This window comes from Roseobacter sp. HKCC-CH-9208 (genome assembly GCF_037805125.1).
GTDB lineage: Bacteria > Pseudomonadota > Alphaproteobacteria > Rhodobacterales > Rhodobacteraceae > M30B80.
The window spans coordinates 357,090-369,120 of record NZ_JBBLYK010000001.1 but is presented as its reverse complement, the minus strand read 5'-3'; the positions used below and the strand labels follow the sequence as shown (position 1 = coordinate 369,120).

14 protein-coding genes are annotated in these 12,031 nt (G+C 57.7%); 4 read left to right on the top strand and 10 right to left on the bottom strand.

Annotated elements, in window-relative coordinates; all coding sequences use genetic code 11:
• Nucleotides 1-10: 10 nt before the first annotated feature.
• Together rpmF and AAC621_RS01845 are read right to left on the bottom strand one after the other, a co-directional pair.
• Nucleotides 11-217 (bottom strand): 50S ribosomal protein L32, encoded by a 207-nt coding sequence (gene rpmF / locus AAC621_RS01850; RefSeq protein ID WP_317654399.1) that lies wholly within the window; start codon nt 215-217, stop codon nt 11-13.
• A 267-nt stretch (nt 218-484) separates the two neighbouring features.
• Nucleotides 485-1,135, bottom strand: a complete 651-nt coding sequence (locus AAC621_RS01845) for a YceD family protein (RefSeq protein WP_340251631.1) — start codon at nt 1,133-1,135, stop codon at nt 485-487.
• A 171-nt stretch (nt 1,136-1,306) separates the two neighbouring features.
• Here AAC621_RS01845 and AAC621_RS01840 point away from each other — a divergent pair, with 171 nt between their 5' ends.
• Nucleotides 1,307-1,801, top strand: a complete 495-nt coding sequence (locus AAC621_RS01840; protein ID WP_340251629.1) for an outer membrane protein assembly factor BamE — start codon at nt 1,307-1,309, stop codon at nt 1,799-1,801.
• A gap of 28 nt (nt 1,802-1,829) precedes the next feature.
• A complete protein-coding gene (locus AAC621_RS01835) occupies nt 1,830-2,567 on the top strand; it encodes a GNAT family N-acetyltransferase (RefSeq protein WP_340251627.1) in 738 nt (245 codons plus the stop codon).
• On the opposite strand, the gene AAC621_RS01830 is transcribed toward AAC621_RS01835, so the two are convergent.
• Both AAC621_RS01830 and tyrS read right to left on the bottom strand, forming a co-directional pair.
• Nucleotides 2,511-2,960, bottom strand: a complete 450-nt coding sequence (locus tag AAC621_RS01830) for a hypothetical protein (RefSeq protein WP_340251625.1) — start codon at nt 2,958-2,960, stop codon at nt 2,511-2,513. The genes AAC621_RS01835 and AAC621_RS01830 overlap by 57 nt on opposite strands.
• A 68-nt stretch (nt 2,961-3,028) precedes the next feature.
• Nucleotides 3,029-4,279, bottom strand: a complete 1,251-nt coding sequence (gene tyrS / locus AAC621_RS01825; protein WP_340251623.1) for a tyrosine--tRNA ligase — start codon at nt 4,277-4,279, stop codon at nt 3,029-3,031.
• 76 nt (nt 4,280-4,355) lie between these two features.
• Between tyrS and AAC621_RS01820 the strand changes: the two genes are divergently transcribed.
• Nucleotides 4,356-5,462: an anhydro-N-acetylmuramic acid kinase gene (locus AAC621_RS01820; RefSeq protein ID WP_340251621.1), complete on the top strand. Its 1,107-nt coding sequence runs from the start codon at nt 4,356-4,358 to the stop codon at nt 5,460-5,462.
• Here the strand turns inward: AAC621_RS01820 and AAC621_RS01815 are convergent.
• From AAC621_RS01815 to AAC621_RS01800, 4 genes are all read right to left on the bottom strand, one after another.
• The gene (locus AAC621_RS01815; RefSeq protein ID WP_340256254.1) at nt 5,459-5,887 is read right to left on the bottom strand and encodes a cupin domain-containing protein; all 429 of its coding nucleotides are present in this window, start codon (nt 5,885-5,887) and stop codon (nt 5,459-5,461) included. The genes AAC621_RS01820 and AAC621_RS01815 overlap by 4 nt on opposite strands.
• Nucleotides 5,888-5,893: 6 nt before the next feature.
• A complete protein-coding gene (gene eno, locus AAC621_RS01810) occupies nt 5,894-7,168 on the bottom strand; it encodes a phosphopyruvate hydratase (protein WP_340251619.1) in 1,275 nt (424 codons plus the stop codon).
• 45 nt (nt 7,169-7,213) lie between these two features.
• On the bottom strand, nt 7,214-8,122 hold the full coding sequence (locus AAC621_RS01805) for a DMT family transporter (protein ID WP_340251617.1): 909 nt from the start codon (nt 8,120-8,122) through the stop codon (nt 7,214-7,216).
• A gap of 84 nt (nt 8,123-8,206) precedes the next feature.
• Nucleotides 8,207-8,611 (bottom strand): Fur family transcriptional regulator, encoded by a 405-nt coding sequence (locus tag AAC621_RS01800; protein ID WP_445322509.1) that lies wholly within the window; start codon nt 8,609-8,611, stop codon nt 8,207-8,209.
• A 122-nt stretch (nt 8,612-8,733) separates the two neighbouring features.
• Here AAC621_RS01800 and AAC621_RS01795 point away from each other — a divergent pair, with 122 nt between their 5' ends.
• Nucleotides 8,734-9,630, top strand: coding sequence for a DMT family transporter (locus AAC621_RS01795; RefSeq protein WP_340251613.1), 897 nt, complete (start codon nt 8,734-8,736; stop codon nt 9,628-9,630).
• On the opposite strand, the gene AAC621_RS01790 is transcribed toward AAC621_RS01795, so the two are convergent.
• A complete protein-coding gene (locus AAC621_RS01790; RefSeq protein ID WP_340251611.1) occupies nt 9,627-11,084 on the bottom strand; it encodes a protein adenylyltransferase SelO in 1,458 nt (485 codons plus the stop codon). The genes AAC621_RS01795 and AAC621_RS01790 overlap by 4 nt on opposite strands.
• Nucleotides 11,081-12,019, bottom strand: coding sequence for a nucleoside hydrolase (locus tag AAC621_RS01785; RefSeq protein WP_340251609.1), 939 nt, complete (start codon nt 12,017-12,019; stop codon nt 11,081-11,083). The genes AAC621_RS01790 and AAC621_RS01785 overlap by 4 nt, the downstream gene beginning before the upstream one ends.
• Between the last annotated feature and the right edge of the window lie 12 nt (nt 12,020-12,031).

The following is a 12,031-nucleotide window of genomic DNA, read 5'->3' as shown; positions in this document are numbered from 1 at the left end:
CGCGCGGCCTTTAGGCCGCGTCATCATCGAGATCAATCTCGTCTGCTTGGGCAATAACCTCGCGGTCATTGTAGCTGCCGCAAGACGGGCAGACGTGGTGGGGGCGTTTCAGCTCACCACAGCTGGGGCATTCATTTGGATTGCCAGCGGTCAACGCGTCATGCGAACGGCGTTGGTTGCGGCGCGAGCGGGTCACTCGGTTCTGGGGGACAGCCATGTCTCAACCTCGGTTTTGTTAGGGGCTTCGCGGTCAAGATTGACCAAACAGGGGCAGCCCATCGTCACGTTTCAAATCTCTGTCACATTTTTTTCACCAAAGGGCAACCTGTGATGCGCGGCTCATGGGGTGATTTGCCCGAAAAACGCGCGCAAAATTGGGAAAAAACCAATTGGCGAATGAGGGCGGGAACATACAAAGATTCTGCACCTATGCAAGCCCTAATAGACCTTTGGGTAAATTCCGCCCGTTTGCGTTTATTTGCGGTTATTTATCGCTGTTTTTGGCGGGGCTGCCTGTGTTTTTGCTTGCGCCCGCATCGCTGCTGTCTGCGGGGGATTGCGCCAATTTTTCCCGTAATTCTTGCAAAGCAGAAACTGGGTTTGCGGTTTTGGGAGGCTCAACCTCCGCCTCTACTGGGCCCGCATTGGGGGGGCTTGCGCTGTAAATATGCACCAAATCGGCGGCGTCATCCTCGGTTGCGGCATCTGGTGCGCGCGGATAATCGGGCAGGGCCAATGCCAAGGCTTCGGTCATCACGGCATATAGGTCAATTTTTGCGGGCAATGGCTCGATGCTGTCATCTTCGGGCATCTCAGCCTCTTCGGCCTCGGGCGCCGTGAAATCGGCGATGTAGCGGCGCAACACATCGGTATCGATGCGCGTCACCACATCCGCCAAACTGACGCTGCAGGCCTGTGTCACTGTTGCGCCTAGTTGCCCCTCAAGGCGCCAATCGCTTTTGCCTTCGGGCATAATTTTGCCTGTAAAGCGCAGTTTGCGCAGCGCACGCAGCTCTAGATCATCTGCAATCTCGCGCAACGCATCCGCATCAGGGGTCAAGGCAAAGGTTTTGCCGCCTGCGCGGCGCAGTTCGGCCAAAGCCAAAAGATCAGGGCGTGGGCTGGCGTTTGACATGATCTCCCCTCAAGTTTCTGATCAATTTCCCCTCGAAAATGAGGGCCGCGCGATTGCAATGCTTGCTCTGTTGGTCACTGTAAGTTAAGCCCAAATGAAGACAGACGCCATGCCTGAATGTTTGCGCCCAAGCGCAGAAGGGAAGCTGGCGCTAGGGTAAGGAAGATGGGCATGGCAGAACTTCGGATCAGCACGCAGGCACGCATGGGGCGCAAACGGGTGCGTGCAGCGGCGATTGCAGTGGCCTTTGGATTGGCTTTGTCTGGCTGCACCGAAAGTTTCCGTGATCACGGCTTTATCCCGCCGCAAGAAGAATTGGATGCCATCACCATCGGTCAAGATACCCGCGACAGCCTCGGGCAAACCCTTGGCCGCCCTGCTGGTGAGGGCGTGATTGGCGAAACCACATGGTTCTATTCGCAATATCGTGTGCGCAGCTATGCATCGCGGGCGCCCGAGATTGTGAGCCGCGATATCGTGGCCGTATCCTTTGCCGATAACGGCACCGTGTCGAATGTTGAAACCTACACGCTGGCCGATGGTCAGATTGTCGATATTTCGCGCCGCGTTACGGAAAGCTCGATCCGTGAAGTGTCGATTTTCCGTCAGGTTATGGGTAATTTTGGCCGCATCAATGTGGGTGAGTTGGTCAACGCCAGCAATTAATCCTTTGTCTGCGTAACATAGGTGCATCATGCGCGAGAAGGTGGCGGGGAAATATCGGCTGCGCATGGCCCAAACCGCTGCCGATGTGACCGCCGCGCAAGCCCTGCGGCACCGTGCTTTTCGCGGTGGGGCAGATGGGGCGGGTCTAGATGCGGATCCCTATGATGCGCTTTGCGACCATATCCTCATTGAAACGCAGGAGGCGGGGGAATTGGTCGCATGCTTTCGCCTAATGTGCCTGCCCGATGGGGCAGCCCTGAAAACCAGTTATTCGGCGCAGTTTTATGATTTATCGCCCCTGTCAGATTTTGATGGGCCAATGGTTGAGATGGGGCGTTTTTGCCTTGCGCCAGAGGTGCATGACCCTGACATTTTGCGTCTCGCATGGGGGGCATTGACTGCCTATGTGGATGAGATCGAGGTCAAGCTGCTCTTTGGTTGCTCGTCTTTTCACGGCACGGATGCGCAGCCCTATCATGATGCCTTTGCGCTGTTGCGTGATCGCCATATCGCACCCGCCCGATGGCGGCCTCAGATCAAGTCGTCACATGTGTTTCCATTCGCGGCAAAGCTGCGGCGCAAACCCGATCTGAAACGGGCAATGGCAACGCTGCCGCCGCTTTTGCGCAGTTATTTGATGTTGGGGGGATGGGTCAGCGATCATGCTGTGATTGATCAAGATTTGAACACGCTGCATGTGTTCACAGGGCTAGAGATTGCCGCCGTTCCGCCCGCCCGCGCGCGGCTGTTGCGTCTGGCGCGCTAAGCGGTGCAAGGGGGCAAGGACAGTTTTGCGCGCAGCCCGCCATTTGGGATGCAGGCGCGCGACCATCTCGGCGGGGTTTTGCGTCAGCGGCACGCTCAAGCTCTGGCGCGGTTTGGCAAGGCGCAGAAACCCCGCACGGGCCAAGACTGCCCCTTGCGCAGGGGTGGCCGCGTTGATGAGCACATGTGCCATGCCCTGTGGGGATGCGCCTGAAAGAAGGGAGGCAGGAATATGAGCAAGTTTTGCGCAATAGCCAACAGGGCCGAGGATTGGAAAACGGCGCGTTATGAAAAGCTGCCCGTCAATGCGCGCAACAGACTGCCCTAGCGCGCAATGCCTGCTCAAAACCCGCAGATTGGGCAAAGCCCGCTGTGGCAATGGGTAGGGCATCATCAAGATCGGGCAGGCTGTGCAACATAGCCGCAAGACTGCCCGATTAAGGTAAATCCAAGATTAACGGATCAGCCCAATTCCACCAAGGCGTGGCGCTTTTTCCCTGCGCTCAGTTTCAAGGGCGTGGCCAGATCCCTGGTTGTGATCATCAGGCCTGCATCCGTAATGGCCGCGTCATTCATCCTTGCGCCGCCTTCTGCTATCAGGCGCTTGGCCTCTTTGCCCGACCCTGCCAAGCCTGAGCGCGTGATCAGCTGCACAATCGACACGCCCTCGCCAATGTCATCGGCGCTGAGCGTGAGACGGGGCAGGTCATCGCCCATACCCCCTTTCTCAAACACCTCGCGCGCGGTGGCCTCTGCTGCTGCGGCGGCATCGCGCCCGTGCAACAGACCCGTCACCTCATTGGCAAGAACAATTTTAGCGTCGTTGATTTCGGAACCTGCAAGCGCACCAAACCGCTCGCACTCTTCAAGCGGCAATTCGGTGTAAAGTTTCAGGAATCGACCCACATCCGCATCGGTCGTGTTGCGCCAGAATTGCCAGAATTCGTAGGGCGACAGCATCTCGCCATCCAGCCAGATCGCGCCACCTTGGGATTTGCCCATCTTCTTGCCATCTGATGTGGTCAGAAGCGGCGTGGTCAGGCCAAAAATCTCGTGATCCAAAACACGGCGGGTCAGGTCGATACCATTGATGATATTGCCCCATTGATCCGACCCCCCCATCTGCAGCGCGCAGCCATAACGGCGGTTCAGTTCAAGAAAGTCATAAGCCTGAAGGATCATGTAATTGAATTCAAGGAAGCTCAGGCTTTGTTCGCGATCCAGACGCGATTTGACCGATTCAAACGACAACATGCGATTGACCGAAAAATGCCGCCCAATATCGCGCAAAAACTCCAGATAATTCAGCCCGTCCAACCATTCGGCATTGTTCAGCATCAACGCGCCAGTCGCGCTGTCATCATAGCTGAGATAACGCGCAAAAACGCGGCTCATGCCCCCGATATTATTATCAATGGCCGCCGCATCCAAAAGTGGGCGTTCATCAGATCGGAAGGAGGGATCACCAACCTTTGTGGTGCCGCCGCCCATCAATGTGATCGGCTTATGCCCCGCTTTTTGATACCAACGCAGCAACATGATGTTCAGCAAATGACCCACATGCAGGGATTTTGCCGTTGCATCATATCCGATATAGGCAGGGGTCACGCCCGCGCGCAGCTTTTCGTCTAGCTCTTGCAGATCCGTGCAATCCGCAAGAAAACCGCGCGCACGGATGATCTGAAGGAAGTCGGATTTGGGCTGGTAGGTCATTGCGGTGTGATCCATTCTTGGCAAGCGAGGCGCAGCGGTTTTATGCTCTGCGCAGTGATCTATAACGGGGGCGGGGATGAAGGGAAAGGGTCAAGCCAACCCAAGGCTACGCGTGGCGGGATTGATGTCTGGCACATCGCTAGATGGGGTGGATGCCGCCGTTTTGGACACTGATGGGGTGCATGTGCTTGGCTTTGGTCAAACGGCCTTTCGTCCCTATAGAGCGCAGGAGCGTGCCGTGCTGCGCGGCTGCCTTGGCAAATGGCCCGATGATGCGGGCCTTGCAGAGGCCCAAGAGGTTATCCACCGCGCACATATCGAGGCGCTGCAGGCGTTGAACGCGCGCTTTGATCTCATAGGGTTTCATGGGCAAACCTTGGCGCATGATCCAGATCAGGGACGCACGCATCAATTGGGCGATGGCGCGGTTTTGGCGCGGGCCTTTGACTGCCCCTTGGTTTGGGATTTCCGTAGCAATGATATGCGGATGGGGGGGCAGGGCGCGCCTTTGGCCCCGTTTTATCATTTTGCCCTCGCAAAACATAGGGGCGCCGCGGCACCCTTGGCCTTTCTCAATTTGGGGGGTGTGGGGAATATCACCTATGTTGATCCAAGCCATGACCGCCCAGAACAGGAGGGGGCGCTTTTGGCCTTTGACACGGGGCCTGCCAATGCGCCGATGGATGATCTTATGTCAGGGACAGGGCAGGGCTATGACACTGACGGCGCCTTGGCCGCATCGGGCCGCGTGAACGAGGCCTTTGTCGCACGGGTCATGGCGCATGGGTATTTCTTGAAAATGCCCCCAAAATCCCTTGATCGCGATACGTTTGCGCAGGTTCTGACCGAGACGCAGACGATGCCCTTGCCCGATGGTCTGGCCAGTTTGGCCGAGGTCAGCGCGCGCGCCGTGGCCGAAAGCCTCGCGCATCTGCCCAAACCTGTTGCCCAGATTTTGGTCAGTGGTGGCGGGCGTAAGAATGGCCATCTTATGGCGCGCCTCGCCGCGTTAACGGGCCTAGAGGTCGTGGCGGTTGAGGCGGCGGGCTTTGATGGGGATTTCCTCGAGGCGCAGGCCTTTGCCTATCTTGCGGCGCGGGTGCAGGCAGGGCTGCCCACCTCTGCACCTGCAACCACTGGCGTGGCGGCGGCCATAGGGGGCGGGCAAATTAGCCGCCCCTAGCCAGTCTCGCGCGGGATATCAAACCCTGCGGGCGCAAGGGTAAAGCCGTCAAAAGAAAAGGCAGGGCTGACAGTGCAGGACACTAGCGTGTAATCCCCCGTGCTGCGCGCCGATTGCCAATGCCCTTCTGGCACGATGATCTGCGGCGCTGCGCGGGTCAGGTCTGGCCCAAGAATATGATCCCGCGCAGGCCCCTGATCGGTGGCGCTGAGCGACAGGATCAATTCCGCGCCCGCGTGGTAATGCCAAATCTCGGTCGCATCGACATGGTGCCAATGGCTGACCTCGCCTGCGGCCAGAAGGAAATAGATGCTAGATCCCGCAGGGCGGTCGGCCACGCCGCCGCCCACCCATGTTTGCCGATAATGCCCACCCTCAGGATGGGGCATCAGGCCCAGATGGGCGATAATCTCGGCGGCTGTCATCATGCCTTAGCGCAGGATGGATGTGCCCGCATAGCGCGCGACATCGCCCAATTCTTCCTCGATACGGATCAATTGGTTGTATTTTGCCAAACGATCCGAGCGCGCGAGGCTGCCTGTTTTAATCTGGCCGCAATTTGTGGCCACGGCCAAATCGGCAATCGTGGCATCCTCGGTCTCGCCTGAGCGGTGGCTCATCACGCAGGCCATGCGGTTGCGATGCGCCAGTTCGACCGCCTCCAAGGTTTCGGTCAGTGTGCCGATCTGGTTCACTTTAACCAGCAACGCATTGGCGCAGCCTTTTTCGATACCTTCAGCCAAGCGGGCAGGGTTGGTGACAAAGAGATCATCACCCACCAATTGCACCTTGTCGCCGATCGCATCGGTCAATTCTTTCCAACCTGCCCAATCATCTTCGGACATGCCGTCCTCGATGGACAAGATCGGGTAATCAGCACAAAGCGCCTTGAGATAGGCCACATTTTCCGAAGGGGTCAGGCTGAGGCCTTCACCTGTCAGCTCATATTTGCCGCCTTTGAAATATTCGGTCGCCGCGCAATCAAGTGCCAACATCACATCAGAGCCAGGCTTGAAGCCTGCTTTTTCAATCGACTGCATGATGAAATCAAGCGCCGCGCGGCTCGACGAAAGCGCAGGGGCAAAGCCGCCCTCATCGCCAACACCCGTTGCCAGACCTGCGGCGGACAGCTCTTTTTTCAGGGTGTGGAAAATTTCCGACCCCCACCGCACAGCCTCAGACAATGTTGGGGCCGCAACAGGCATGACCATAAATTCTTGAATATCGATTGGGTTATCAGCGTGCTCACCGCCATTGATGATGTTCATCATGGGCACAGGCAAAACGCGCGCCTGAGTGCCGCCGATGTAGCGATAAAGCGGTTGGCCTGTCGCCTCGGCGGCGGCTTTGGCAACGGCCATGGAGACGCCCAAAATCGCATTCGCGCCAAGACGGCCCTTATTCTCGGTGCCGTCCATTTCGATCATCACCGCATCAATTGCGGCCTGTTCGGTGGCGTCAAACCCAACCAACGTGTCGGCCAATTCGCCATTGACGCCCGCGACCGCCTTTTGAACACCTTTGCCCATATAGCGCGCTTTTTCGCCATCGCGCATCTCAACCGCCTCGTAGGCGCCTGTGGATGCACCCGAAGGCACGGCCGCGCGGCCCAATGTGCCATCTTCGAGGATTACATCCACCTCAACAGTGGGGTTGCCACGGCTGTCGAGAATTTCGCGGGCGTGAATATCAATGATGGTGGTCATGGCTTGGCCTGTCTGTGAAGAAAGAAAAAAGATTTGCGCGATGCTTTAGCGCGATGTGGGATCAGAAGAAAGGGTCGATTGCGCCTGTTGTGCGGCGCGCGCAAGCCGCGCTTCGCGGATCAACGTGTAAAGCCCCGCCGCGATCACGATGGCCGACCCTGTCAGCATATAGGCATCGGGCCGCTCGCCAAAAACAATCGCACCCAAGATCAGCGCGAATAAGAGCCGCGAATATCGAAATGGTGTGATGACCGAGATATCCCCCATACGCATCGAGAGGGTCAGCGCGTAATAGCCCATCAACCCAGCAAGCAGGGCGGCAGCAAGGCGGATCAGCTCGGGGCTTTGCGGGGCAAAGGCACCTCCTGAAAAGGCCCAGAGTAACAGGCCTGCGGGCACCACCGCAAAAAACCCGTAACACGACAGCTGCATTGCGCTGTATTTCGCGGGCATCACACGGGTTGCCAAATCGCGTGCCGTCAGGCCCGTGACCCCCAAAAGGGCCAGAACCGCACCGATATCAAATTCGGCTGTGCCGGGGTGGATGATGATGAGAACCCCGATGAAGCCGATGATAATCGCACTCCACCGCCGCCACCCAACAGGCGCGCCTAAAAACAGGGCCGCGCCCATCGTCACCATCAAGGGCATGGCCTGCACAATGGCGGCAACAAGGGACATGGGCGACAGCGCGAGGGCAGAGACAAAGGCCATCGTGCCAAACATCTCGCCCAAATTGCGGGTCAGCATCAGCGGGTCAAGCAAGTCACGGGTGATCAATTTGGTGCCTTGCGTCCACGCGATCCCGCCAAAGATCAGCGCCCCCCCTAAGCCCAAAAGGATCAAAATTTGTCCGACAGGCATGGTCACGCTGAGGGTTTTGACCAGCGCATCCTCAATCGCAAAGCCAAACATCGCTGCCGTCATCAAGGCGATGCCGCGTATATTTTCCATTCTGGGGGTCGCTTCCGTGCAAAGTAGCCTTGCGCGTGGCTTAGCCTGTGCCGTGGCGCGATGCTAGCCCTGTGGTGGGTCTGACTATTTTTTCTTGGGCGCTGTAATCGGCGCGCCGTAAAGCTCAAGCTTGTGCCCCTGAAGCCTATAGCCCAACTTAGCTGCGATTTTTTCTTGCAGGGCTTCGATCTCGGGGTCGATGAATTCGATGACATCGCCTGTTGTCACATCGATGAGATGATCGTGATGTTCGCGCTCTGCATCCTCATAGCGTGCGCGGCCATCGCCGAATTCCACCTTCTCTAGGATGCCTGCTTCTTCGAATAATTTGACGGTGCGATAGACTGTGGCCAAGGAAATGCGTGGATCAACGGCGGAGGCCCGAGAATAAAGTTCTTCGACATCGGGGTGATCGGCAGATGCGTCTAGAACCTGCGCAATGACGCGGCGCTGTTCCGTCATGCGCAGCCCTTGCGCATTGCATCTCATTTCGATCGTCTCAGTCACCAATTTGGCCCTTTTTCCACCTGTGCCTTTTCTTCTGTAAGGGATTTGACATCGCCCGAAAAGACCGCTTGGGTCATGGCATATCAAAACACAAAGGCAGGGTGATGGAGCATCAACCACAGCGCAAAGCGCAGATGGATCAATTTGGCGCTGTGGGCATGATCCTGTTTGCGGTTCTTCTGGCTTTTAATCAGGTCGTGGTCAGGGTCACGAATGAGGGGATTCAGCCCGTGTTTTTTGCAGGCATCCGATCTGTGGGGGCCGCATTTTTGCTGCTGTTGTGGATGCGCTTTCGCGGGATCCCGCTTGATTTCGCCCGTGCGCCCCTCTCGGGCCTTTGGGTGGCGCTGCTCTTTGCGGGACAGTTTATGTTTCTGTTTCTTGCGCTTGATTACACCACGGTCGCGCGCGCCTCGGTTTTGTTTTACACCATGCCGATTTGGCTGACACTGGCCGCGCATTTTCTGATCCCTGACGAGCGGATTACAACCCAAAAAGGCATCGGGTTGGCGCTTGCGTTTGGCGGGGTGGTGTGCGCTTTGGCATGGCCGCATGACGGGCGGGCAAGCGGCGCAGGCGGGGTTTTGGGCGATATTTATGCGATTGCAGGGGCAATGTGTTGGGCTGCGATTGCGGTGTCGGCACGGATCACGCCGTTGCGCACGCTGCGGATTGAAATGCAGTTATTCTGGCAGCTTCTAGTTTCTGGCCCAATATTGATCGCGGCGGCGCTGTTTTTTGGCCCGTTCTTGCGTGACCCTGAGCTGATCCATTGGGCGGGGCTGGGCTTTCAGATTGTGGTGATTGCCTTTGCCGCCTTTCTGGTCTGGTTTTGGTTCATTTCGATTTACCCTGCCTCCTCCATTGCGTCCTTTAGCTTTTTATCGCCGATTTTTGGGGTTGCGATGGGATGGCTCTTTTTGGGCGAGGCGGTTGGGCTTGAGCTTTTGCTTGCGCTTGCTTTGGTTTGTGCGGGGCTGATCTTGATCAATCGCCGCTAGGTGCCACAGAAGGTCTGTGTCACCCGTTCTGCCGCGGTAGGCGCGGCCTCGTAGGCGGCGAGGGTAAGGTCGGGCGTGAAGGGCGCAGCCAAGGCATGGGTTAGGGCGTGAAATTTCGAGAGATCACCCGATAGCGCAGCCGCGATCATTGCCTCAACCTGATGATTGCGCGGGATGCGCACAGGGTTGGCCTGACCCATTTCGGCGCGCGTCTCAGCGGTGGTTTCACCGTCCCACATCATGCCCCAGTCGCGCAGGGCTTGATCCCCCGTTGCGCATAGTTCAGCCTCAAGGCCCGACAGGCCCCCATCGGTCAGTGCCCGAAAGGCGCGGGTGAAATCCCCCCCCAGCCGTGCGAGATGTTCGAGAAACGCAAGCCCCATTGTGCCTGCCTGCGGATGATCAGAGCCAAGCCCCAGTTTGCGCCCCAAAACCGCATACCATTCCGCGTCAAAGCGGTCCGCAAATCCCTGCACGATCTCGGTGAAACGGTCTATTGCATCCTCACGTGGGCCATCGCAGATGGGCAAAAGCGAGGTGGCGAATTGGGCGATGTTCCAGACCGCGATATTGGGCTGATTGGCATAAGCATAGCGCCCAAACTGGTCGATGGATGAAAACACCTGCTCAGGATCATAACGATCCATGAAGGCGGCAGGGCCATAGTCAATGGTTTCGCCCGATATTGTCATATTATCGGTGTTCATCACGCCATGGATGAACCCCACCCCCATCCATTGCGCAATAAGGCGCGCTTGCGCATCGCGCATCCCGATCAAAAGATCATCAAGGCTTTGGGCCTGCGGATAGTGGCGCGCGATTGCGTGATCCGCCAAAGCGCGCAGGGCCTCGCGATCATCCCGCGCTGCAAAATACTGGAATGTGCCCACGCGGATATGGCTTTGGGCAACGCGGGCGAGAACCGCGCCGGGGCGGATATCTTCGCGCAGGATATCCTCGCCCGTGGTGACAGCGGCCAAAGCGCGGGTGGTGGGTATCCCAAAGGCCGCCATCGCCTCGCTCAAGACATATTCACGCAAGACGGGCCCAAGCCATGCGCGCCCATCGCCCATGCGCGAAAAGGGTGTGCGCCCTGCGCCTTTGAGTTGGATGTCAAAGCGCCCCCGATCCGTTACCACCTCGCCCAAGAGGATTGCACGCCCATCCCCTAATTGCGGCACCCATCCGCCGAATTGATGCCCCGCATAGGCCTGTGCAATCGGATCTGCCCCTGCAAGCATCTTGTTGCCTGCGAAAATCTGGGCCAGTTCGTCATCGCTCATAGCGCGGAGCGTATCAATAAGCCCCAAGCGGTCTGTAAGCGGGTTATTAAGCGCCAAAAGCTTTGGATCTGGCGCAAGGGTCGGGGCAACCCGCGCAAAAAAGCGATCGGGCAGGCGGGCATAGCTGTTGTCAAAGCCGATGCTAGGAGGGGGTTTGTCTTGGCCTGTCATGGCAGTCTTGCGATCCTGTCATGCAGCAGCGCATAAAACCCATCTGCATCCATGTCGCGGATAAACAGCGCATTGGCCTTGCGATCTGTAACACCCCAATAATCCGCGACCGTCATGCCCAGTGTCAGCTCGGATTGGGTTTCAACCTCGACATTGATGGTGCGGCCAGAAAAGAGGTCAGGATCTAACAGATAGGCAATTACGCAAGGATCATGCAAAGGCGCCCCAGCAGCGCCGTATTTTTCTTTGTCGAAGCGTTCAAAGAACGCTGTCCATGCGGCAACCATCGCGCCTGCGTGATTTTCCATTGCCTCAAAGCCCGCAACGCGAGGCGCGGTTGTCAGGGCCTGATGCGTGACATCGAGTGGCATCATCGTGATCGGCGCGCCTGATTGAAACACAATCTCGGCGGCCTCTGGGTCTACGTAAATGTTAAATTCTGCGGCAGGGGTGATGTTTCCGACCTCAAAATAAGCGCCGCCCATCAGCACGATCTCTTGCACCAGTGGGATCACATCGGGGGCCTTTTGAAAGGCCCGTGCGATATTGGTCAGGGGGCCAAGCGGGCAAAGCGTTACTTGGTTGGGATGGGCGCGCAGGCTGCGAATGATGAAATCCACCCCATATTCAGGGTCAAGCGGCAGATGGGGCTCGGGCAAGGGCGGGCCATCTAGACCTGTTTGCCCATGCACATGCTCGGCGGTCACAAGGGGGCGGGCAAGCGGGGCAGCCTCGCCCGCGAAGACGGGCACATCAGTGCGCCCAGACAGACCCGTCACAATGCGGGCATTGCGTTCGGTCAAGGGCAGGGGGACATTGCCTGCAACGGCCACAACGCCTAATACATCAAGCGCCTCAGGGCAGGCCAAAGCCAACAGAATGGCCACCGCATCATCTTGGCCTGGATCCGTATCAATGATGATTTTGCGTGCCATGTGGTGTTGATC